Raw genomic sequence first — 21,126 nt, forward strand, 5'->3', positions numbered from 1 at the left:
GTGACGCTGCTCACTCCCGACGAATGGCAGGTCCTGATCCTGTCGCTAAAGGTGAGCGGAGTTGCCATGGTGGCCGCGCTACCTGTTGCCTTCGCCCTGGCATGGATACTGGCACGCTGGCGCTTTCCGGGCAAAGTGCTGATCGACGCACTGGTTCACCTGCCCCTGGTCTTGCCCCCTGTCGTCACTGGCTGGTTGCTGCTGATCGCGTTCGGCACCAACGGACCGCTGGGCCGCTTTTTCGCCGAATGGCTGGGCCTCACCTTCATCTTCCGCTGGACCGGCGCCGCGCTCGCAGCTGCGGTCATGGCTCTCCCCCTGATGGTTCGTACGATGCGGCTTTCTATCGAAGCCGTGGATCGCCGCCTTGAAGACGCAGCCCGGACGCTCGGTGCAGGGCACTGGCATACGTTCCGAACGATCACCCTCCCGCTGGCAATGCCGGGCGTTCTGGCTGGCCTGGTGCTGGGCCTTGCCCGCTCTATCGGCGAATTCGGCGCAACGATCACTTTCGCCTCCAACATTCCCGGCGAGACGCAGACCCTCCCGCTCGCGATCTATAGCGCGCTGCAGATGCCCGGTGCGGAGTGGCAGGTCACGCGGCTTGCCGTGCTGTCCATCCTCGTCTCCGTTATCGCCCTCGTGGCGTCCGAGTGGCTGGCGCGGCGCAGCGGTCAGGGGCGTGCCCATCATGCCCTTTGACCTCGACATCTCGCTCCGCCGCGGAACGGAACGTTTCGATTATGCCTTCCGCACGGAAAAAGGCGGGCTGACGGCACTGTTCGGTCCGTCAGGCGCAGGCAAGACATCCCTGCTCGATGCGATTTCCGGCCTTGCCCGGCCTGTCCAGGGCCGCATCCATGTCGAAGACACCGTGCTGTTCGACAGCACGAAGCGGATAGATCTCAGGCCCGAACAGCGCCGCTGTGGCTACGTGTTCCAGGACCTGCGGCTCTTTTCCCATCGGTCCGTACGCGACAACCTGCTCTACGGGTGGCGCCTTGCACCTGCTGGCCAACGCTGGATGGATCTGGAAACCGCGCTGGGCTTTCTCGGAATTGGCCATCTGCTGGAGCGCATGCCCGCGACGCTTTCGGGCGGCGAAGCCCAGCGCGTGGCAATCGGCCGCGCCCTGCTTTCCGGTCCGCGGTTCCTTCTGATGGACGAGCCTCTCGCCTCGGTTGACGCCGAAAGGCGTGAGGAAATCCTGACCGTGATCGAGCGCATACGCGACGAACTGGCGCTGCCGATCCTTTATGTCAGCCATGACCGTGCCGAAGTGGACCGGCTTGCCGACCGCGTCATCGCCATCGAACGGCGCGGCTGACGGACTTTCAAAAATTGCGGCCCCGCCAGATTGACAGCCCCCTGCGTTTCGCACAAACAGGAATAGTAATTCTAATACTATGAGGCGCTGCACGGGCACGCCCGGGAGAAGGGGTTGATGGCGAAGATAGAACGGGGCGTGAGCCTTTACAGCTTCCAGGAAGAAATGTTCCTGGGGCAGATGTCGGTTGAGGACTGCATTGCCTTTGGCGCCTCAATCGGCGCGAAAGGGATCGAGATCCTGCCCGAACAGAACATGCCGCGTTTCCCCCACATCGACGATGCGGAAGTGGCGCGCTGGCAGGACATGCTGGCCCGCCACGGCGCGCATTTCACTTGTTACGACATGTTCCTCGACACCAAGCTGCGCAAGGGCGAGACCCTCTCGGACGAGGAGCAGGTGGAAAGTATCCGGCGCGACCTCGTGCTCTGCAACCGGCTCGGCATCCGCAACATGCGTGTGCTTGTCTTCGTGCGCCCCGACATCCTCGAAAAATGCGTGCCCCATGCGGAGGAACTGGATGTCCACATGGGCGTGGAAGTCCATGCACCGTGGCATCTCGAACATGCATGGATCCTCCGCACCATCGACGTGGCGGACCGGATCGGCACGAAGCATCTAGGCATCCTGCCCGACATGGGCATCTTCATGAAACACTACCCGCCGGAATTCCGCGCCCGCTTCGAACGGCAGGGTGCGCGGCCGGAAGTGGCGCAGTTCATCGTCGACCAGCACGAACAGAAGATCATGTGCGAATACACGATCTACGAAGTCGCGGTGAAGATGGGCGGCAACAAGGCCGAGATCGCCATGGCCGAGACACTGCGCCACGCGCCTTACGCCAACCCTAAACGGATCGGCGATTATGCACCGTACTTCCGCCATATACAGGCCAAGTTCTACGGCATGGCACAAGACTGCACGGACCCCACTATCGCCTACGACGACGTGATACCCGAACTGGTGAAATGCGGCTGGGAAGGCACGCTTTCGAGCGAATACGAAGGCAATCGCTGGATCCAGGACGTCTCGCCGGTCGACAGCCGCGAGCAGGTCCGCCGCCAGCATGTGATGTTCGAGCGCCTGATAGCCAAGGCCGAAGCGGAACTGGAGACCGCCTGATGTTCGACAAGTATCTTATCGACGCCGCTTCGCTGCGCAACACCGGCCCGGCCGATGCGCCCACGGGGTTCTCCTTCGAGGCCAAGCTCGGCTATTATCGCGGGCTTGGCCTCTCGATGATCGAGAAGCTGGACGTGTCCATCGACGGGGCCTCGCTTCCGCGCGCGGCGGTTCGCTTCGATGAAGGCGGAGGCGCCATCACGCTGGACGAGATGGAAACCGCTTACGACCGGCGGTGGCCCTTCGGGACAGCGGCGACGATCCTTGTCGATCATCCGGGCGGGTTCCCCGATGGCGAGCACGAACTCGCTCTGCTCCAGCAACTCCGTGTTTCCTACCTGCCTTTCCCGTCGATCAACACCGATGCCAAGCGCGTCTCGCTCGAGGCATGATGAACCGGCGTGACGCGCTGCATTTGGGCGCGGTGGCAGGACTGGTGACGGGCCTTCCCGCACCGGCGCTCGCCGCCGCCGGGAAGCCTCCCGCGAGGAACGGGATCGAGGGCCAGCGCCGGGCCGATCAAGGGGATGGCACCTACCTCAATCCAGTACTCGCCGGCGACTATCCCGATCCGACGATTCTCAAAGACGGCGAAGACTACTATCTCACGCATTCCTCTTTCGAAGCCGCGCCCGGACTGCTGATCTGGCATTCGCGCGATCTCGTGAACTGGACGCCGATAGCTTCCGCGTTGGAAAAGCCGCTGGGCACGGTCTTCGCGGTCGATCTCGTGAAGCATGAAGGGCGATATTACATTTACATTCCGTTCATGGCGGCGCCGTGGTCGGAAGGGCTCAAAAGCTTCGCCAACATCTGTGTCAGCCACGCGGACGATATTCGCGGACCGTGGAGCGAGCCGGTCGACCTCGGCATCGGCGGCCTGATCGACCCCGGCCATGTCGTGGGTGAAAACGGCAAACGCTATCTTCCTGTCCGGTGTCAACCGCGTGCGCCTGACCGACGACGGCCTCGCCACGGACGGTCCGGTGGAGAAAGTCTATGACGGGTGGAAATATCCTGACGACTGGGTGACCGAAGCCTACTCGCTGGAAGGCCCCAAGTTGTTCCGGCGAGGCGACTGGTTTTATCTCGTGACAGCGGTGGGCGGCACCGCCGGCCCCCCTACCGGCCACATGGTGACGGTGGCCCGTTCGCGCTCGGTTCACGGGCCTTGGGAGGACTGCCCTCACAATCCCGTGATCCGCACCTGGAACCCTGCGGACAAATGGCTGTCCCGCGGTCACGCCACCTTCGTGGAAGGTCCTGCGGGAGATTGGTGGGCCGTCTATCACGGATATGAGAACGGCTTCTACACGCTCGGTCGGCAGACCCTGCTCGAACCGATCCGGTGGGACAAGCAGGGCTGGCCTCACGCGATGGGCGCCGACCTTGCACGCCCGCTCGCCAAGCCTTCCGGGGGCGAGGCGGGGCCGCACGGCATGGCGTGGTCGGACGATTTCTCAGGCCAGTCTCTCGGCTCGCGCTGGCGTTTCTACAACCAGGCCCCGGGCGCTGGTGCACGGGCAACCGTCGGCGGCAATGCGCTGACACTTGCAGCGAAAGGCACCGGACCGCAGGACTGCTCTCCGCTGACCCACCTTGTCGGCGATCACGCCTACGAGTGCTCAGTCTCTGTAGAGCTGACGGACGGTGCGTCTGCAGGGTTGCTCCTGTTCTTCAACGACCGGCTGTTCCTCGGCATGGCTTACGATGGCGAGCGCATGGTAAGCTATCGTGGCGGCAAGGCGAGTTACTGGCAGGAGCCGGTGGAGAAAGGCAGCAGGATCGACTTGCGGATCGTCAACGATCGGCAAATCGTCTCCATGTATCACCGCACGCCAGGTGGTGAGTGGGTTCGCCACGCTGTTCGCAGCGAAGTCTCCGGCTACCACGCCAATACCATGGACGACCTGGCAAGCCTGCGCCCGGCGATCTTCGCCAGCGGCAAGGGTTCGGCACGTTTCAGGGACTATCGTTACAAGGCGCTTGCCTGATCGGCTACGAGGGGGAGGCGGCCTGGCCGCCCTCCCCCTCGCTATGGAATACAATTCCAGTCACGCGTCATGTTCGGGGAACAAGGGCGCCGGAAGCCGGAACGCCAGAACCAGGCATATCAGCATCAGCCCTTCGATGGCGGCGATCGCAGGCAGGACCGCGCCGACCTCTCCTGTCGGCGCACCGGCGAAGAAGGCCGTACCGACTATGGCGATGCCCAGCGCCATGCCGAGTTCCTGCACCGTCTTGATGAAACCGCTTGCCGTGCCCGCATGGCTCCGGTCGACGCGCGCGAGGATCACCGGCGTCAGCGGGCCGCTGGTCATGCCCATGCCGGTCCCGGCAAGAGCAAGACATGGCAGTGCCCACCAGAACGACACGTCGGTCTCGATCCACGCCAGAGTGCCTCCGGCAAACAATGCCATCAGCGTGATCCCGCCTACCAGCACCCATTTGCCGTGGCTCGTCACGAGCTTGCGGCCGAGAAAGGCAATACCGAGCATGACCCCGGCGCTGAACGGGATGTGCAGCAGGCCGGTTTCCAGTGGAGAGAAACCGAGCAATTTCTGCGCCCCGAATGCGAAGACGAACAGGAAGCCGCCCGTCGCCGCGCCGAATGCCAGCGCGATCGCAAGGCCAAGCGCGAACTGCCTTTGATGGAAGAGTTCAGGCGCATAAAGCGTCGCGGCCCCGACTTTTGCGCGTCTCTCGGTCCGCCGCCAGACCAGCGCCAGCATGATCGGAGCCGCGAAGAGCAAGGCGAGATGCCAGGGTTGCCAGCCAAGGTCATGCCCCCGCACAAGCGGATAGAGCATCGCAGCCATAGACGCGGCGAACAGCATGGTTCCACCACCGTCGATCCCGCGCGTCAGGGACGAACGCGCAGAAGGCAGCAACTTCCACGCGACGATCACTGCCAACACGCCGACCGGCACGTTGATGAGGAACACACTGCGCCACCCCAGGCCGAAGGGATTGGCATGGATCAGCACGCCGCCGATGATCGGCCCGCAGATGGCTGAAAGGCCGCCGATGACGCCGACCCATGCCAGCTTCGCCACGCGCTCCAGTGGCTGGAACAGGACCTGGATCAATGCCATGACCTGCGGCGCCATCATCGCCCCCGCTCCGCCTTGAAGCACGCGCGCGGCGATGAGTTGTTCAGGGCTGCGAGAGAGCCCGCAAAGCATCGAGGCAAACGTGAAGCCCGCCACGCCGCCAATGAACAGGCGATTGTAGCCGAAAGCATCCCCCAGCCGGCCGCCCAGCATCAACAGCAGGGCAAATGCCAGCGAGTAGCCCGCCGCGACCCATTGCGCCTGTGCCGCCGCCGCGCCGAAGTCCTGTTCGATCACCGGCAGCGCGGTGTTGACGATGGTGACGTCCACGATCTCAAGAACCAGCGCCACCATCAATGTCAGGTAGGCCAGCGATTTCTGTCGCTCGGTCAGGTCCATGACCTGCGCCGGAAACGGCGATGCCATGGCGGTCAAATTACGCCTTCCTTCAGCATCGAAACCGCCGTCGCGCAGGCCCGCGCAGTGAGCGCCATGTAAGTGAGCGAAGGGTTCTGGCAGGCAGATGAGCTCATCTGTGCGCCATCGGTGACGAACAGGTTTGGAATGTCGTGGGCCTGGCTAAGGCGATTGAGCACCGAAGTCCCTGGGTCCCAACCCATCCGCGCGCCGCCCATTTCGTGAATGGAAGTGCCGCCATGGCCCGGCTTGTCGAAGCCCATGATGACGTGGCCGCCCGCGTCGGTCAGCATCGCGGTCGCCTCGCGATGCGCATCGGCAAGCGCCGCCATTTCCTCCTTGCCATGCTCGAAGGCAATCTCGAGCTGGCGGACGCCGCGCGGGTCCGTGCGGTTGCTCAGCGTCAGTCGATTGCTGGCGCGCGGCATCGAATCCGCGAAGACCACCAGCACCATCGTCCACGGACCGATCTGGTGCAGCTCTTCCTTGTAATCCTTGCCGATGCCGCCCATCCGCTTGCCGCGCGTCCAGGTGCCTTGCAGCGCGCCGCCCTGGAACGAATAGCCGCGCGTGAAGCCGTCCCCGTCCAGCGTGTCGAGATTGCGGAAACGCGGGATGACGATGCCGGTGGGCCGATTGCCGAAGCTGGTCCGGCCTTCGAATCCAGGCATCACCGCCATGGCCGCCATCGTATTGGCATGGTCCATGATGTGCGTGCCGAGCACCCCACTCGAATTGGCAAGGCCGCGAGGCATCGCTTCGCTAGCCGAGTTGAGCATGAGGTGGACCGAGTTGAACGCCCCCGCGTTCAGAAACACCACGCGGGCATAGGCAACCTTGTGCTCGCCAGTCTTCGTGTCGATCCAGCGCACCCCGGTAACCCGGCCGGTCTTCGCATCGTAATCCACCTTGTGGACCTGCGCGTCGGTAACGACCTTGAGCCGCCCGGTCTTCTTCGCCGCCGGCAGTGTTGCCGATTGCGTCGAGAAGTAGGCGCCGTAGGAACAGCCGCGCGCGCAGATGCTGCGATACTGGCAGTGCGCCCGGCCCTGTTCGGGACGTGCCTCGGTAAGGTTCGCGGTGCGGCCGATTGTCATCACCCGGTCCGGATACTTCGCCCGGATCCGCTCACGGACGGCCGCCTCGACACAGTTCAATTCCATCGGCGGCAGAAAACGGCCGTCCGGAAGCTGGGCCAGCCCTTCCGCCGCGCCCGATACGCCGACGAATTCCTCTACCTTGTCGTACCACGGGGCAAGGTCGGCATAGCGGATCGGCCAGTCGGTGCCGAAACCATCCCGCTTGTTGGCGCCGAAATCATAGTCCGACCAGCGGTAGCACTGCCGCCCCCATGTCAGCGAACGCCCGCCGAGCTGGTAGGAGCGGAACCAGTCGAAGTCCTTGCCCTTCGCCTTCTGGTAGGGCTGCTCGGCATCGTTGACGAAGTGGCCTTCGGTGAACTCGTTGAAATGCCGGTTGAGCATCTGCACCGGATATTCGCGGGCATAAAGCTCGGCGTCGCCCTGCCCTCGAAACGGCATTTCCCACGGGGCCTTGAGTTCGGTCTCATAGCCCGTCTGATGCTCGATATTGCGGCCGCGCTCGACCATCAGGACGGTAAGGCCCGCCTCGGTCAGTTCCTTGGCCGCCCAGCCGCCGGTAATGCCGGAGCCAACGACAATAGCGTCGAATTGCGTGTTGTTGGTCATGTCAGCCGAAATCCACTGCGGTCCAGTCGCTGGAGAATGCGCGGTCGCCGGGCTTGAGAGGGATGTCCCACTCCCATTTTCCGGGCACCAGTTCATAGCGAAGTTCCTGCGATCCGCCGGCTTCGCTGGTGTAGTAGCCGGTCAGGATCAGCCCCTTGATCGCCGTCCACGGCGATGGTGGCGCGCCTTGGGCGAAAGCCTGGGTATCGAGCGCCGTCAGTAGCCGCACACGTTCCGCCGGGTCATGTCGCAGAAAATCGCCGCCCGCCGCGCGGTCGAGCGTGTGTTCCAGCCATGGGAGATGGCGCAGCGAACCGTCGCGGCGACGGAACGGTTCAAGCGCCGCCGTCACCATGCCTGCGGCCATCGGCGCGCGCGTGCCGGAAAGACCATGGGCAAGCGCCAGCACGACGAAATCGCCGACCCCCACGTCCTTCGCGCCAGGCGTATCGGTGCGCGGGATCACGAGATCGGAAACCTCCGCGATCAGATTGCGCTGGCGGTCGCTCGGCAGTTCGCGCTCGTCGAGAGCGGTAAGCTTCACGCCCGCTGCAGGAATGCCCAGAGCCAGCGCCAGCAGCGCCGCACCCGCGGTGAATTCGCGGCGGTTCCAGCCGGAATTATGAGCGCTCATGCGTCGATATCCCTTGTCGGCGCATTGCCCGCATGGTCGGCTTCCTGGCCTGCGATCCGAGAGAGGCCCTTTATCGTCTTCATGATCCGTCTCATTTCGATCAGGCGGGGAGATGGTGGAAGTTCGGCGTCGTCACCGCCACGAAATCGATCCCGTCCTCACGCGCGGCTTCTTCGCGCAGCATCGTCTCGAGATCGGCATAGGCACGCGCCGGATCGATGCGATAGCTTTCTCCCGCCTGCTGCGAGCGCACGGCATCGCTGCTGAAAGCGCCCGCCACCAGTTCGATCTCGCGGTCCATTTCGGCAGCGATTCGGTGGACCGAGCCAATGAACGACCCCGGCCCTCTGCCGACAATGCCCATCCGCAGGCGCGCTTTCGTCATGCTTCCTCTCGTATGATTTATAATGATGGTTCTAATTTTATATGAGGGGTCAGGTCAAGGCCTTCGATTGCATTGACCGCGGTCAGAAACGCCGATATCAAACAGGAATAGAAATTCTAATATAGCGCCGGACAGCGGCGCGGGCGGAGAGGCATGAACCCGGTTTCCCGATTCTTCAGCAAGCTCACCATGAAGCCGCAGGGCATGACGATCGTCATCGCGGCCTTCCTTCCGATCTTCGCGATCGTCTCGATGTTCCCGATCGTGGCATCGATGATCGCCCACTTCCAGACCGACCCGGACGCCGCGGCCAAAGTGCCGCTCATGGTCACCGCGCCGGGCCTCACCATCGCGATCCTCGCACCGTTCGCGGGCTGGTTCGTGGACAAATTCGGCCGCCGCCGGCTGCTGCTGATCTGCACGTTCTTCTACGGCCTGTTCGGCACCCTGCCGTTCTTCCTCGACGACCTGAACCACATTTTCGCCAGCCGCCTGGCGCTGGGCGTTTGCGAGGCGGGCATCCTCACCATCGTCAACACCCTGCTCGGCGATTACTGGGATAACGAAAGCCGCCGAAACTGGCTGTTCCTGCAAGGGGTGATCGGGCCGTTCCTGGCTTCGGGCGTGATCCTGATGTCTGGGCTTGTCGCCTCGATGCGGTGGAACGGCGGCTTCCTCGTCTATCTGGTCGCCTTCCCGATCTATTTCGCGATGCTGGCGTTCCTCTACGAACCCAAGGGCCGCGCGGCACATGATGAAACTCCGGCAGAGCCGACCGGCGAGAAGGCTCGCTTCCCGGTCGGCGCCGCGCTCGGCGTCGCCGCGCTGACGCTGTTCTCGGCCGCACAGTACTACGTCTTCATCGTCAACGGCAGCATTGCCTTCGGCGAAGTGGGCGTCACCGATCCCGCCGCCGTCGCCAAGATGAGCTTCCTTCCCAGCCTGTTCGTCATTCTCGGCGCGCTGCTGTTCCGTATCCTCTCGGGCCGATCCAACGGCGTACAGCTCGGCGCCTTCCTTGCGATTCTCGGCACCGGCCTTGCCGTGATCGGTCTTGCCCGCAACCCGGGCGAGATGATCGTCGGCCTTGCCATCCAGCAGACCGGCGCGGGCATGGCAGTGCCCTCTCTCATCGCCTGGGCCCAGACCAAGTTCCCCTTCGAGCATCGCGGCCGGGGCATGGGCATCTGGACCGGATCGTTCTTCTTCGGACAGTTCATCTCGCCTGTGCTCGTTCATCAGGCGAATGGTGCGACGGGCTCCATGCAGGGCGCGTTCCTCAGCGCGGGCGTACTCTCGCTGACAGTCGCCCTCGCCGCGCTCGGCATGGGCATGACACGCAGGCGAACGCCGCTGATGGCGTGATCCGGCAACGCCGCGCATAAGAAAGGCCCGCCGGGAGCGATCCCGGCGGGCCTTTTCTTTGGGATTGCTGCGCTTCAGGCGAGCGCAGCAATCTCCATTTCCAAGGTCAGCCCCTCATCTTCGCAATGGCGCGCAAGACGCAGCACGAGATGGTCGGCTACGGGTTCCCAGCCCTGCTCGCCCCAGCGCTGCAGCGCGCGCGGTTCGAGCGGCACGGCAATGCGGCGGCTCTCCCCCGCAGCCAGTTCGACGCGGGCGAAGCCCACCAGCGCGCACTCGGGGTTATCGCGATAGACCTGCACGACATCGCTGCCGGTGCGGTCCGAGGTGTTGGTAACGGTGAGGTGCAGCATGCCTCCTTCGACCGCAGCGCTCGCCCACGCGAAGCGCGCATAGCCCATGCCCGAGCCGAACGGATGACGCGCAGCCTTTCCGCTCGCTGCGAGACCGCGATAGCCCAGCAGTGTGCCTTCCGAATAGGTCAGCGTGCCGTCACTTGCAGGCTGAAGCGCGAACGCCGGGTAGTCGCCCTCATCCGCAGCCATGGTCACCGGAAGACGGCCACCCGGCTCGCGCGTACCGGAAAGCACGTCGGCCAGAGCGCGGGCGAAGCCCTCCCCCGGATACCAGACCGACAGCAGCGCCGCCGTCCTGTCTTCCCACGCGCTGTCAAAAGCATGGCCGACGTTGACGACCACCGCCGTGCGCGGATTGGCAGCCGTCACCGCTTCGATCAGGTGGATTTGCTCGGCAGGCAGCAGGGTGTCGGCGCGGTCCTTGCTCTCGACACTGGAGTCCGAAGTCTCTCCCACGATCAAGAAGACCGCATCCGCCGCACGCGCTGCATCGACCGCGGCCTGCAGCATTTCCTCGGCACTGCCGGGGCCGCGCAGGCCATACCACAAGCCCTGCACACGGCCCCCTGTCCACGAGAATTCGACTGCGATCGTCACTTCCTGTCCCTCCGCGAGATGGAAGCTCACATGATCGGAATCGCCGCGCTTGAGCACGCCCATCACGTCGCCCGCCGGGATCTCCCCGCCTGCACGCATGACTTCCTCACCGTCGACGAGAATGCGCGCCGCGCCGGTAGAGCCGAGGTGCAGCATATGCGCGCCGGCGCGCTTCGCGGTGTAGCGCCCGCTGGCACGCACCGAGCCCGGTTCGGTAAAGCGCGCCTGATCGTGGACCCCGACGAACCAGACAAGCGAGTTGGTATCGCGCGTCTCGCGTGTGAGCACGTCGCCCACGCAATCCGGCGCACCGAAGTACTCAAGCGTCATGCCGCTCGTGCAGCCGTCGCCGATATCGAGCGCGGGTGTCACACTCATGTTCGGCAGACGCGGCTGCGGATCGACACCGGGTTCGAACAGGATCTCGCACGAAGCGCCGTAGGCCGCGCGCAAGGTCTCCACCGGCGTCGGCGCATCGGGCGAAATCGAAATCTTGGCGAAAGTGCCGCCCTGGAAGCATGGCGCCCAGGCATTGGGGCCGATCACCGCCAGCGTCTTCACCGTTCCGGGCACGAGCGGCAGCATATCGCCTTCGTTGCGCAGCAGGGTAAATCCGGCCGCGGCAGCCTCTACCAGCAGGGCCTCGGCTTCGGCAGCAGGTATCGGCGGCGCCTTGTCGCCGGTGATCCGGCGCGCGACCGCAGCGATGCGTGATGCAGCATCCTCCACCCGCGCCGGATCGACCGCCCCTGCCGCGACAGCCGCTTCCAGCTTGCCCCCCATGAACCGCGAAGGTCCGGGCATTTCCAGATCGAGGCCGGCATTGATCGTGCCTTCGCTGGAATGCGTGCCGAACCAATCGCTCATGATGAGGCCTTCGAAGCACCAGTCCTGCTTGACGACTTGCGTAAGAACATGGGCCTGCTCCGAGCACCACGACCCGTTGACGCGGTTATAGGCGGCCATCAACCCGACGCAGCCCGCGTCTGCAGCATATTGGAATGGCAGCAGATAGACTTCGCGCAAAGTCCTCTCGTCCACGCGCACGTCGACTTCGTCACGCGAGGTCTCGCTATCGTTGCAGACCAGATGCTTGGCGACCGAGCCGGTGCCGGTCGATTGCAGGCCCTTCACCCATTCCGCCCCGAGCACACCGGTCAGCACCGGGTCTTCCGAGAAATACTCAAAAGCCCGGCCTGCCAGCGGACTGCGTGCGAGGTTGAGGTTGGGCGCCAGCACCGCATCCACCCCGCGCAAGACGGCCTCGCTGCCGACCAGTGCGCCGACGCGGCGGGTCAGGTCGCGATCCCAGGTCGCGCCGAGCAGGGTCGAGCATGGGCTTAACAAGGCGATGTCGCGCTCATCCACTTTGCCGCTGGCGATACCGAGCGGTCCATCGGACATGGTGAAGGCAGGAATGCCCGCATCGGGCACCGCGAAAGTGGCCCACATCGCGCCGCCCGCGGTGAGCGCGCATGCTTGTGAAAGGGTCACGTCGCTCATGCCACTGCCTCCGTCCGAAAACCCATGATCTGCTCCGCCTGCGCACGCACGGCGCGGGCGATGCCTTCGTCCGCCAGCGTACCGTCGGGCGCGAAAGGCTTCTGCTCCACCGAGTTGACCGCAACGCCTACCGGTGTCGGCCAGCCGCGCATCGCGTGAACCACGTCGCGCATCGCCGAAAGCGTGGTACCGCAAGCCTGCCAACCCGCCGCTGTCACCACGAGGCCGACCGGACGCCCATCGAAATAGACCCTTGGATCGCCGCGCAAGTCTTCAAGCAGGTCGATGGCGTTCTTCACGAGGCCGGAATAGCCCCCGTGATAGCCGGGGCTGCCGATAACGATCCCATCCGCGCTGCGGACGGCCTCGACGAGCGCCTGCTCTTCGGGCGTGCGGTCCGGGCCTTCAGGGTTGAAATGCGGCAAGGCGGCAAGCGCCGCCCCATCGAACATCACGGTTTCCGCGCCCAGTGCCGCGCATTCGACAAGCACGGCACGCACGATCCGCTCACTGGACGAGGCCTGGCGGAACGTGCCGCCAAGCCCCACGACCCGCCGGGGCGCGGCGGACGAAATCACGGTCATCGCATTCTCCTCAAGCGGCGCGGCCTTCTTGCGGGCCGCGCCATTCTATTTGCCATCAAGCCGGAACGGCGGCCTTGAACGCCGGCATCACCTTTTCGGCCATCAGGCGCAGGGTCTGGTCGCCATAAGCAAGGCGTTGCTCGGTCAACGGTCCCGTAGTGGTGCCGCACAGCACATTGCCGATGCCGAGTTCGGCGTAAGGCGCCAGATGCTCCGCCACCGTTTCCGGCGAGCCGTAGAGGCACCAGGTGCCGATCCAGTCGTCGGACAAAGCGTCCGGCGTGCGGTCGGTCTTCTTGTTGGCATCGTCGCTTTCGGCACGCGCATTGAACTCGGCCTCGCGCTCGATCGCGTCCTGGTAGCTGCGCAGGATCGCTTCCAGTTCCTCGCGCGCCTGGTCGTCGCTCTCTGCAACATGGACCACCTGATAGGTATGTGTCGTCCAGTCGAGCGCGGCCTTCACCACTTCGTCCGAATGCCCGGCTTCAAGCAGGAAACCCTTGTAGATATCGAACCACTTCTTGACGTGCGCGAAAGGCTCGGTGCCGCCGATCTTGGGCGGGGTGAAAGCGGGAATGAAGGCCGGCCAGCCGTTCTCGGCCGCGCGGCGCGAACTGGCCTCCTTCATCGCCACAGGCATCAACCGCGCATGGCCCGGCGTATAGGGCGAAGGCGTGATGCGCTGTAGCACGCGGCCCTTGTAAGGTCCGTTGTCGATCACCACCGCCGGATCTTCCATCTGCTTGGCCCAGAGCTGTTGTGCCAGCGCAAGGTTGTTCTCCGCGATCGCGCCCGCGTCCTTGTAGTCGACCGCAAAGCCGATCATCTCTTCCGGCGTCGTGCCTGAACCAACGCCGACCAGCAGCTTGCCGTCAGTCAACTGGTCGAGAATGTTGATCCGCTCGGCAAGGCGCACCGGGTGGTGCAACGGCACCGAAACCACGGAGAAGCCGAAATGCATCTTCGGCATCTGCGCGGCCAGGTAGCCTGCGAAAATGAAGCTGTCGCTCGCCACCGGCATGTAACCGTTGAAGTGGTGGTCCGGCAGGAAGATCGCGTCGTAATCGAGCTCGGCGGCAAGTTTTGCGTGACCCTCAAGGTCCTTCATCAGCTTCCGGTCCTGATCCGGACCAAGCGAACGGGCGTTCAGAAAAACGGAAAAGCGCATCTTCCCCTCCCTTGGGGCCATAGCCGCCGCCGCGATGGCGTGCGGTTCAGTGTGAAATAAAACTGAATTAGAATTGACGTTCTTATTTCGATAGGCTGTTTGTTGCGGTCATGTCAACAAGCGCAAAGCCCCGCCCCGGCGAAAAAAAGGCCGAAAAGAAACTGGCCGTCGATTCCGTCAGCCGAAAGCCCCAGCAGGGGCGCAGCAAGGCTTCGCTCGAAAGGATGGTCAGTGCCGCCAAGAAGCTCATGCTGGAACGCGGAAGCGAGGAGTTCACGCTTCAGGAAGTGAGCCAGACCGGCAATGTCTCGATCGGCTCGATCTACCTGCGGTTCGAGAGCAAGGAGAACCTCGTCCGCGCGGTTATCGGCGATCACCTCAAACGCATGGAAGAGCGCGAGAATGAGATGATGGAGCGGGTGCGTGGAGTATCCAGCTCGCTGAACACCGTCGTTCCCGCCTTCGTCGAAAACTACGCCGAGCTGCTGCGGGAAGAGGCCCCCCTCCTCCGCCAGAGCATGGCCCGCGCCGCCTTCGATCCACTGGTCGCCGAACCCGGCCGGCAGAGCGCCAATCGCGCCGCGGCGCTCGGCATCGGCGCCATGCTGGAATACCGCGACCAGTTCGGGGGCACCGATCAGGAGCGCAAGGCGAATGCCGCCTATCAGATCATCTTCGCCACCCTTGCCCGACAGTTGAGCCTCGGCTCGACCGGGGAGTCCGTCCATCCTCAGGACTGGAAGGAACTGAAGATAGAACTGGGCCGGATGTGCCTGGCCTACCTCACGACTGACCTCTAGGCGCATTGCCTTCTCCAGCGCGGGAATGAAAAAGAGGGGCGCAGCCAGTAGCTGCGCCCCCGATCGTTGCCCGGCGATATGGTGCCTTCGCGGACGCTTGCAGGAGGAGAAGCGCGCCCGCCCGCGGAGGATCACCGAGACATCAGAAATTCACGCTCGCCCGGACGCCGTAAGTGCGCGGCGGCTGGAACTGGTAATTGTTGGTGAACGACACGAAGTTCTGCTGCGCATAGGCCAGCACATTCTTGTCGAAGATGTTGCGTACGAAAGCCTGGATCTTCCAGCCTCCAACGTCAGGCTGGTAGGCCAGAGACGCATTCGCCATGAAGAAGTCTTCCGTAGAGACATCATCCAGATTGAAAACGGAGAAGTAATATTTCGAGGAATACTTCCCGTCGAGATGAGCCGTGACCTTTCCACCGGCGAAGAGGAAGTCCTGATCCAGTGAGCCGGTCACGGTGAACGTCGGGGCATTTGGCAGACGGTTGCCGCTGATATCCACGGGGCTGTTGTCGCCATCGTTGACCTCGATACCGTTGCCGAACTTGGTGTGCAGGTAAGTGCCGTTGACGCCGATCCGCGTATGCTCGGCCACCAGCGCCTTCACTTCCGCCTCGGCACCGAAGATCTTGGCATTGCCGACATTGAAGATGCCGCTGCCGCCGTCGATCACGCTGGATGTCTGCGAGGCCTGATAGCCCCGATAATTCGAGTAGAAGACGTCAGCGTTGATCTGGAGCGAGTTGCCCAGGAACGAATTCTTCGTACCCAGTTCGAAGGCGTCCAGCTTTTCCGGACCGTAGGGTATCGAGGCCGCGCTGCCGTTGGAATTGAAGCCGCCCGATTTGTAGCCGCGGTCGTACTTCGCATAGATCAGCGTATCGGGCGTGGGATGGTAGTTCAGCCCGGCGTGCCAGGTCGGCTGGCTCTCGCTGAGCTTGCCTTCACCCGGCGTAACGATCGGGTCCGCAGAGATGAACGGGCTGGCCAAAGCTGCAAGGTCCAGCACGGCCTGACCTGTGCGGCTCTTCTTGTCCCAGGTGTAGCGGCCGCCCACGCTCAGTTCGAGTTGATCGGTAAGATCGAAATCGACCTGCCCGAAGACCGCCTGCGAGCGGGTCTTGATCCTGTAGTCGAACTTGATGCCGTATTGATCGGGCTGCCCCAGTGCCGCCAGCGGGCCGCCGATCGCAAAGTCGCCGGTCATGTCGCGGTTGTAGAGCCCGGAATCGACGGTGTTGTTCTCCTGGAACCGGAAATAGCCCGCCTGGAAGAACAGACGCGAAGCGGAGTCATTGCTCACGCGGAATTCGTGGTTCCAGGTCTTGGGGGTCTCGCTCTGGCGGAACTGGCGGTTCGCCGGATAGGATGGCCCGGTGGCATCGACCACGTTTTTCCAGTGCTGTTCGTCGTAGCCGCCCGAATAGATGAAGTTCAGGTTGCCGCTGGTGTTGTAGGCCAGTTCCCAGCGAACGCGGTCCCCTTCGAGCCGCGTGGAAATCGGCGTGGTACCCACGAAGTCTCCGATATCGTCGAGGTCAGGCTGAGGGCCGCCGAGCGTCCCCCGCAGCACGGCATCGCCATGGACCTTGCGGGAGTCGTGCTGGTAGGAAACCCATGCCGAGAAGCCACCCGACTGATAAAGCGCCTGAAGCCGACCCGATGCAAAATTCTCGTCGTCGGCATCCTTCGTCGGCGCGTCCAGCTTGCGGTAGCCGTCATGGGTCATGAAAGTGCCCGAAGCGCGGATCGCGAAGTTGTCGCTCACCGCGAGATTGGCGCCCATCTCCCCGTTGAAGGTACCGAAGTTGCCCACTTCGACCGAACTGTAGCCCCCGTTGGAGAACTGCGGCCGGTTGGTAATGATGCTGACGAGACCGCCGGTGGAGTTGCGCCCGTTGAGCGTGCCCTGCGGCCCCTTGAGCACCTCGATACGCGCGAGATCGTACATCGAGGCGTTTATCGAGAACGGTCGGTTGGTGTAGAATCCGTCGCGTGCAATCGGCACGGAAGGATCGCCGATCTCCGTCACGTCGGTGGAGGCAACGCCGCGCACTGCAACGAATGCTGCGCCCGCCGAAGGCGAGATGTTCACGCTGGGGTCGATCAGGGCGAGGTCCCGGACCGACACGACGCCGGCATCGCGCAGTGCATCGCCGGAGTAGACGTTGAGCGCGATCGGGGTGTCCTGCGCGTCGGAGGCGGTGCGGTTTGCCGTAACGATGATATCGCCCAGACCCTGGCTCTGCGCGGCCGTATCATCGCTTGCCTGAGTGGCAGTCTGCGCGTGGGCCATGACAGGAACGGCCAGCGCGGACGTCGAAAGAAGCACGAATGCCAGTCTCATCAAACTCTCCCATGTCGGCGCTACCCTCAACTCGGCGCACCTTTTATAAAACCGGAATACCTATTCTAATTATGACGCGAATCGCGCCCCGTCAAGCGGCGAGCGGTCCAAACTGCGGGACATGAGAAAAGCGGCGTGCTGCCAGAGCTATCGCCCTGGAAACACGCCGCTTTCGATATTGCTGTTTACAGCGTTAGTGCGCCGCGAACGCGGATGCCGGCTGCCTGTAGGGAAGAAGTTGCCCTGCCGCTTCCACCAGCGGGTCTCTCCCGACGGCGATGGCGAGGCCCTGAGTCACCTGGCGCAACTGCGCACAGTTCAGCCATGGATGGCCCGCGCCATACTGATTGACCATGACGCCATACAGCCGGTCCAGCGCCCGGACACCGTTCTTCACGCCATAAAGGTGAACGTAATCAGCCCTGACCCGGCGCGCGGCGAGATCGAGATCGCCACGATGCACGCGGCTGAATGTCCGATAGTCGGCCTGAAAATCGTCGCCGGTGTTTTCACAGCGCATGGCTGTCACTTTCAGCATCGCATCGAGGCGTTGCAGGCGTTCCGCGCTGGCGTCAGCATGCAGGGCGGCGGCCGGCGGTGCCAATCCCAACGTGGCAACGCAGACGGCAGCGATCAGCGATCCGGCTCGAACCCGGCGTTTCGCAAGGCAGGTGCGCATGATGGTGCTCCTCCTCCTTGGCGGGAATTGGCTCCCGTCTCGTTAGGAAAATTCCCATAACGTAGTTAACATCACCTAAACAGGCACCCCGGCCTGCGAGCCTCATTGCCGGAAGGCATTCGGCGTCTATATCTGCGGTCCTTGCGGTTCATTTGCATGAGAAGGATTCACACCATGACCATCGCCGTTGGTGACAAGCTGCCCGACGTAAAGCTCATCAAGGCCACCGAGAGCGGCCCTGAACCGGTACAGAGCGCCGACTTCTTCGCAGGCCGGAAAGTGGCGCTGTTCTCGGTCCCCGGCGCGTTCACCCCGACCTGCTCCGCCAAGCACCTGCCCGGCTTCGTCGACAAGGCGGCCGATCTGAAGGCCAGCGGCATCGACGAAATCGCCTGCACCGCCGTCAACGATGCTTTCGTCATGGGTGCGTGGGGCAAGGCTTCGGGATCGAGTGATGTGACCATGCTGTCCGACGGCAACGGCGATTTCGTGAAGGCGATCGACCTCGTCATGGATGGCACCGGCTTCGGCATGGGCCATCGCGGCAAGCGCTTCTCGATGGTCGTCAACGACGGCGTGGTCGAACAGCTCAACGTCGAGGCGCCGGGTGCGTTCGAGGTCAGCTCGGCAGACTACATGCTCGGCCAGCTCTAAGCGCCCTGCGAAAACCGGAAAAAAGGCGGCCTTCCTGTGGGAGGGCCGCCTTTTTTCACGTCCATTCCATCGACGGGGCGTTGGCTTGCCCTCTCCTGTCCTGATCGCCTTGCCCGGCTGCCGGGGGACGTTTAGCGTCGCCACAAAGCGAGGAGTTTTCATGGCACGTTCGGTTATCGTCACCGGTGGTTTCGGCATTCTTGGCGCCGCTGTCGCCGCCGCATTCGCGCAGGCCGGCAACAAGGTCGCCCGCATCGACTTCGCCCCTGCCGCCAGAGAGCCGCTCGCAGGCGCACTGGATATCGGCGGCGTGGACCTGGCCGACGCCGGCGCCACCGGCGAAGCACTGGCCCAGATCGTTGCGGCGCACGGCGGGATAGACGTGCTGGTCAACGTCGCGGGCGGCTTCACCTGGGAAACGCTGGAAGGCGGATCGATCGCTGCCTGGGCGAAGATGCAGGCCATGAACCTGACAACCGCCGCCACCATCACCCAGCTCGCACTACCCGAACTGCGGAAGTCAGAGGCCGGCCGCATCGTCAACATCGGCGCCGGGGCCGCCATCAAGGCCGGCGCGGGCATGGGCGCCTATGCCGCCTCCAAGTCGGGCGTCCACCGCCTGACCGAAGCTCTTGCGGAAGAACTTGCGGGCACCAGCGTCACCGTGAATGCCGTGCTGCCCAGCATCATCGACACCCCGGCCAATCGTGCCGACATGCCTGACGCCGATTACTCCACCTGGGTGCAGCCCTCGGCCATCGCCGAAGTCATCGGATTCCTTGCCTCGGATGCAGGACGCTCGATCACCGGCGCCCTGATCCCCGTCACACGGGGAGGGTGAGCCCGCAGGCTTGCCCGGCGCCGCTTTCAGGCCCGGTCAGCGCCTTTTCGGAACATAGACCTGCATTCCGTCCTGCCCCCTGAACACCCGCCGCCATTTTGGCGAGCGGCCCAGTTCACGCGCGAGCGGCGCATTGTGGTCTTCCTGAATGAGAAACGCGGCCGGATGCCATTTGGCAATGACGTCGACCAGAGGAACGTACCCGTTCTCGATGCCGCCGTTGTATTGCCACTCGTCATGGCCGTAGCGGTAGTACCGGCCGTCGTAGGCAACGCGCCAGGCCGGCCAGCCTGCATCGATGATAGGCCCACCATAAGGAAAATCGGCATAGACCGTGCCGCGCACGCCCTGCTTCTTGAGATGCGCGATCGCCTCCAGCGGCAGGTTGGGACCGAACCGGGTAGGAGCGGCAAACGGGACGACCAGCACCACCGCCAGGACGGCGGCAACGGGCAGCCAGCGCGGAACCGGCCGGACCTCATCCGGCGATGCCGTTCCTGTCGCAGTCGCCGCGCGGGCGATCACCGGCACCATCGCCAGCGCCCAGAACAGCACGAAACGATAGGCCGTCACGGTCATGACGAGAAGCGCCAGCGCCACCAGCAGTTCGCTCCAGTCGAAGCGGCGTTCTTTCTGGCGCAGCAATAGCCAACAGGTCACCAGCAAGGTCAGGAGAACCGGAATCGCGTTCTCCCAGTTCGCCGATATCCATAGCGGGCGCCATTCGCTCGCACCGATGGCAAGGCTCATCTCGGCATTGGTCGCCGATATCGCCAGAATCGAGAAACCATCGGGTGTCGCGAACATCGCGGCGATCGCCGCCACGGTGAGGATGGCCGAAGCAATCGGGATGCGCCGGGTCCGGCCGCGCAGCCAGGCCAGTGCGTCAACGGCGGTGTGAACGCCAAGCGCCAGCACGCCGACGCTCACCGAAGGGTGAAAGTTCTGCCAGAGCACCAGCAACGGCAGCCCCAGCCCGATCATCACGAGCGGCTTCGGCCGAAGCCGCAGCATTGCGAGCAATAGCCCAAAGCCCAGCGCGGCGAAGCTTTGCGGGCGAATGCTGGCCGTGGGCAATGCGGCCAGGAATGCAAGGACAAGCGCCAGCGCAACAGCATGAGCGGCTGCCCCTCGGCTGCGACATGCGGCGGCAACGGCCCAGAACCCGCCAAGCCAACAGAGCGCATCGAAGGCGCGAAGCGCGCCCCAGCCGCCCAGAGACCTGACGAGAGCCATGCTCGCCTGCGCCAGCCAGCCGACCGCCGGAAGCGGCTCGCCCAGATGGAGCGCGGCGAAGGGTTCCCGCGCGATCGGGCCGCCATGATCGAGGATGATCTCGCCCAGCTTGAGCTGCCAGAAGATGTCCACATCCCAGACGCTGCGCAGCAGCAGGACGAGCAGCATGGCAGCCGGGACGAGCGCGATCATCCCATGCAGCAGGCGAACCTTGCTACGCCCTTCGATGCTTTCGATCCGACCGCTCACCTTATCCCCCGCCGCATGGCAAGCCGCTTCCTTCGCCGCAGGCCGGGGACGGTTTCAAGCCCCTCGCCTGCGGAAGCGGGGATAAGCGCGCCGGTTTCCC

At 63.9% G+C, this 21,126-nt stretch carries 20 protein-coding genes; 10 read left to right on the top strand and 10 right to left on the bottom strand.

The genetic code is table 11. The features are described from left to right. The 6 genes from modB to ACLIMP_RS12325 all read left to right on the top strand — a co-directional run bounded on the left by modB (position 1) and on the right by ACLIMP_RS12325 (position 4,443). Positions 1-702 carry a molybdate ABC transporter permease subunit gene (gene modB, locus ACLIMP_RS12300; RefSeq protein ID WP_443477878.1) on the top strand — a complete coding sequence of 234 codons (702 nt, stop codon included), beginning with the start codon at positions 1-3 and terminating at the stop codon, positions 700-702. Continuing rightward, entirely contained in the window at positions 692-1,327 is a 636-nt protein-coding gene (locus ACLIMP_RS12305) for a molybdenum ABC transporter ATP-binding protein (protein WP_324695738.1), read from the top strand. The genes modB and ACLIMP_RS12305 overlap by 11 nt, the downstream gene beginning before the upstream one ends. Positions 1,328-1,444: 117 nt before the next feature. After that, on the top strand, positions 1,445-2,449 hold the full coding sequence (locus ACLIMP_RS12310; RefSeq protein WP_324695740.1) for a sugar phosphate isomerase/epimerase family protein: 1,005 nt from the start codon (positions 1,445-1,447) through the stop codon (positions 2,447-2,449). Further along, on the top strand, positions 2,449-2,841 hold the full coding sequence (locus ACLIMP_RS12315) for a C-glycoside deglycosidase beta subunit domain-containing protein (RefSeq protein WP_324695742.1): 393 nt from the start codon (positions 2,449-2,451) through the stop codon (positions 2,839-2,841). Before ACLIMP_RS12310 ends, ACLIMP_RS12315 begins: the two co-directional genes overlap by 1 nt. Beyond that, positions 2,838-3,452 carry a family 43 glycosylhydrolase gene (locus ACLIMP_RS12320; RefSeq protein WP_443477879.1) on the top strand — a complete coding sequence of 205 codons (615 nt, stop codon included), beginning with the start codon at positions 2,838-2,840 and terminating at the stop codon, positions 3,450-3,452. Before ACLIMP_RS12315 ends, ACLIMP_RS12320 begins: the two co-directional genes overlap by 4 nt. Then, on the top strand, positions 3,397-4,443 hold the full coding sequence (locus ACLIMP_RS12325; RefSeq protein ID WP_443477880.1) for a family 43 glycosylhydrolase: 1,047 nt from the start codon (positions 3,397-3,399) through the stop codon (positions 4,441-4,443). The genes ACLIMP_RS12320 and ACLIMP_RS12325 overlap by 56 nt, the downstream gene beginning before the upstream one ends. A 60-nt stretch (positions 4,444-4,503) precedes the next feature. Here the strand turns inward: ACLIMP_RS12325 and ACLIMP_RS12330 are convergent, their stop codons facing one another. The 4 genes from ACLIMP_RS12330 to ACLIMP_RS12345 form a co-directional block, all read right to left on the bottom strand. Further along, a complete protein-coding gene (locus ACLIMP_RS12330) occupies positions 4,504-5,928 on the bottom strand; it encodes an MFS transporter (RefSeq protein ID WP_324699056.1) in 1,425 nt (474 codons plus the stop codon). 5 nt (positions 5,929-5,933) lie between these two features. Then, positions 5,934-7,628: a GMC family oxidoreductase gene (locus tag ACLIMP_RS12335; protein WP_324695746.1), complete on the bottom strand. Its 1,695-nt coding sequence runs from the start codon at positions 7,626-7,628 to the stop codon at positions 5,934-5,936. Between the two features lies 1 nt (position 7,629). Next, positions 7,630-8,262: a gluconate 2-dehydrogenase subunit 3 family protein gene (locus tag ACLIMP_RS12340; protein WP_443477881.1), complete on the bottom strand. Its 633-nt coding sequence runs from the start codon at positions 8,260-8,262 to the stop codon at positions 7,630-7,632. A 100-nt stretch (positions 8,263-8,362) separates the two neighbouring features. Next, the gene (locus ACLIMP_RS12345) at positions 8,363-8,647 is read right to left on the bottom strand and encodes a Gfo/Idh/MocA family oxidoreductase (RefSeq protein WP_324695749.1); all 285 of its coding nucleotides are present in this window, start codon (positions 8,645-8,647) and stop codon (positions 8,363-8,365) included. Positions 8,648-8,800: 153 nt separating this feature from the next. Between ACLIMP_RS12345 and ACLIMP_RS12350 the strand changes: the two genes are divergently transcribed. Beyond that, positions 8,801-10,012: an MFS transporter gene (locus tag ACLIMP_RS12350; RefSeq protein ID WP_324695751.1), complete on the top strand. Its 1,212-nt coding sequence runs from the start codon at positions 8,801-8,803 to the stop codon at positions 10,010-10,012. 74 nt (positions 10,013-10,086) lie between these two features. Here ACLIMP_RS12350 and ACLIMP_RS12355 read toward each other — a convergent pair whose 3' ends face one another. Genes ACLIMP_RS12355 through ACLIMP_RS12365 form a run of 3 tightly spaced genes read right to left on the bottom strand, consistent with a single transcriptional unit; the run spans position 10,087 to position 14,220 of the window. Next, the gene (locus tag ACLIMP_RS12355; protein WP_324695753.1) at positions 10,087-12,468 is read right to left on the bottom strand and encodes a beta-glucosidase; all 2,382 of its coding nucleotides are present in this window, start codon (positions 12,466-12,468) and stop codon (positions 10,087-10,089) included. Continuing rightward, the gene (locus tag ACLIMP_RS12360) at positions 12,465-13,052 is read right to left on the bottom strand and encodes an NADPH-dependent FMN reductase (protein ID WP_324695755.1); all 588 of its coding nucleotides are present in this window, start codon (positions 13,050-13,052) and stop codon (positions 12,465-12,467) included. Before ACLIMP_RS12360 ends, ACLIMP_RS12355 begins: the two co-directional genes overlap by 4 nt. 55 nt (positions 13,053-13,107) lie before the next feature. Then, positions 13,108-14,220 carry an LLM class flavin-dependent oxidoreductase gene (locus ACLIMP_RS12365; RefSeq protein WP_443477882.1) on the bottom strand — a complete coding sequence of 371 codons (1,113 nt, stop codon included), beginning with the start codon at positions 14,218-14,220 and terminating at the stop codon, positions 13,108-13,110. 110 nt (positions 14,221-14,330) lie between these two features. On the opposite strand from ACLIMP_RS12365, the gene ACLIMP_RS12370 reads away from it, so the two are divergent. Then, positions 14,331-15,020: a TetR/AcrR family transcriptional regulator gene (locus ACLIMP_RS12370; RefSeq protein WP_324695758.1), complete on the top strand. Its 690-nt coding sequence runs from the start codon at positions 14,331-14,333 to the stop codon at positions 15,018-15,020. A 142-nt stretch (positions 15,021-15,162) separates the two neighbouring features. Here ACLIMP_RS12370 and ACLIMP_RS12375 read toward each other — a convergent pair whose 3' ends face one another. Then, a complete protein-coding gene (locus ACLIMP_RS12375; RefSeq protein WP_324695760.1) occupies positions 15,163-17,367 on the bottom strand; it encodes a TonB-dependent receptor in 2,205 nt (734 codons plus the stop codon). Between the two features lie 193 nt (positions 17,368-17,560). After that, positions 17,561-18,046: an S-adenosyl-L-homocysteine hydrolase gene (locus ACLIMP_RS12380; RefSeq protein ID WP_443477883.1), complete on the bottom strand. Its 486-nt coding sequence runs from the start codon at positions 18,044-18,046 to the stop codon at positions 17,561-17,563. 174 nt (positions 18,047-18,220) lie between these two features. Between ACLIMP_RS12380 and ACLIMP_RS12385 the strand changes: the two genes are divergently transcribed. Beyond that, positions 18,221-18,700 (top strand): peroxiredoxin, encoded by a 480-nt coding sequence (locus tag ACLIMP_RS12385; protein ID WP_185997144.1) that lies wholly within the window; start codon positions 18,221-18,223, stop codon positions 18,698-18,700. Between the two features lie 160 nt (positions 18,701-18,860). Continuing rightward, a complete protein-coding gene (locus tag ACLIMP_RS12390; protein ID WP_324695765.1) occupies positions 18,861-19,541 on the top strand; it encodes an SDR family NAD(P)-dependent oxidoreductase in 681 nt (226 codons plus the stop codon). Between the two features lie 36 nt (positions 19,542-19,577). Here the strand turns inward: ACLIMP_RS12390 and ACLIMP_RS12395 are convergent, their stop codons facing one another. After that, positions 19,578-21,026, bottom strand: a complete 1,449-nt coding sequence (locus ACLIMP_RS12395; protein WP_324695766.1) for a hypothetical protein — start codon at positions 21,024-21,026, stop codon at positions 19,578-19,580. Positions 21,027-21,126: the final 100 nt, after the last annotated feature.

This window comes from Novosphingobium aeonii (assembly GCF_052279045.1).
Classification (GTDB): Bacteria; Pseudomonadota; Alphaproteobacteria; order Sphingomonadales; family Sphingomonadaceae; genus Novosphingobium.

Excerpts from the sequence above, each read along its gene's own strand:
- ACLIMP_RS12375 (WP_324695760.1), bottom strand. The coding sequence starts at position 17,367 with ATGAGACTGGCATTCGTGCTTCTTTCGACGTCCGCGCTGGCCGTTCCT.
- ACLIMP_RS12390 (WP_324695765.1), top strand. The coding sequence starts at position 18,861 with ATGGCACGTTCGGTTATCGTCACCGGTGGTTTCGGCATTCTTGGCGCC.
- ACLIMP_RS12385 (WP_185997144.1), top strand. The coding sequence starts at position 18,221 with ATGACCATCGCCGTTGGTGACAAGCTGCCCGACGTAAAGCTCATCAAG.
- ACLIMP_RS12335 (WP_324695746.1), bottom strand. The coding sequence starts at position 7,628 with ATGACCAACAACACGCAATTCGACGCTATTGTCGTTGGCTCCGGCATT.
- ACLIMP_RS12305 (WP_324695738.1), top strand. The coding sequence starts at position 692 with ATGCCCTTTGACCTCGACATCTCGCTCCGCCGCGGAACGGAACGTTTC.
- ACLIMP_RS12315 (WP_324695742.1), top strand. The coding sequence starts at position 2,449 with ATGTTCGACAAGTATCTTATCGACGCCGCTTCGCTGCGCAACACCGGC.
- ACLIMP_RS12350 (WP_324695751.1), top strand. The coding sequence starts at position 8,801 with ATGAACCCGGTTTCCCGATTCTTCAGCAAGCTCACCATGAAGCCGCAG.
- ACLIMP_RS12370 (WP_324695758.1), top strand. The coding sequence starts at position 14,331 with ATGTCAACAAGCGCAAAGCCCCGCCCCGGCGAAAAAAAGGCCGAAAAG.
- ACLIMP_RS12355 (WP_324695753.1), bottom strand. The coding sequence starts at position 12,468 with ATGAGCGACGTGACCCTTTCACAAGCATGCGCGCTCACCGCGGGCGGC.
- ACLIMP_RS12360 (WP_324695755.1), bottom strand. The coding sequence starts at position 13,052 with ATGACCGTGATTTCGTCCGCCGCGCCCCGGCGGGTCGTGGGGCTTGGC.
- ACLIMP_RS12330 (WP_324699056.1), bottom strand. The coding sequence starts at position 5,928 with ATGGCATCGCCGTTTCCGGCGCAGGTCATGGACCTGACCGAGCGACAG.
- ACLIMP_RS12340 (WP_443477881.1), bottom strand. The coding sequence starts at position 8,262 with ATGAGCGCTCATAATTCCGGCTGGAACCGCCGCGAATTCACCGCGGGT.
- ACLIMP_RS12380 (WP_443477883.1), bottom strand. The coding sequence starts at position 18,046 with ATGCGCACCTGCCTTGCGAAACGCCGGGTTCGAGCCGGATCGCTGATC.
- ACLIMP_RS12345 (WP_324695749.1), bottom strand. The coding sequence starts at position 8,647 with ATGACGAAAGCGCGCCTGCGGATGGGCATTGTCGGCAGAGGGCCGGGG.
- ACLIMP_RS12320 (WP_443477879.1), top strand. The coding sequence starts at position 2,838 with ATGATGAACCGGCGTGACGCGCTGCATTTGGGCGCGGTGGCAGGACTG.
- ACLIMP_RS12365 (WP_443477882.1), bottom strand. The coding sequence starts at position 14,220 with ATGCGCTTTTCCGTTTTTCTGAACGCCCGTTCGCTTGGTCCGGATCAG.
- ACLIMP_RS12310 (WP_324695740.1), top strand. The coding sequence starts at position 1,445 with ATGGCGAAGATAGAACGGGGCGTGAGCCTTTACAGCTTCCAGGAAGAA.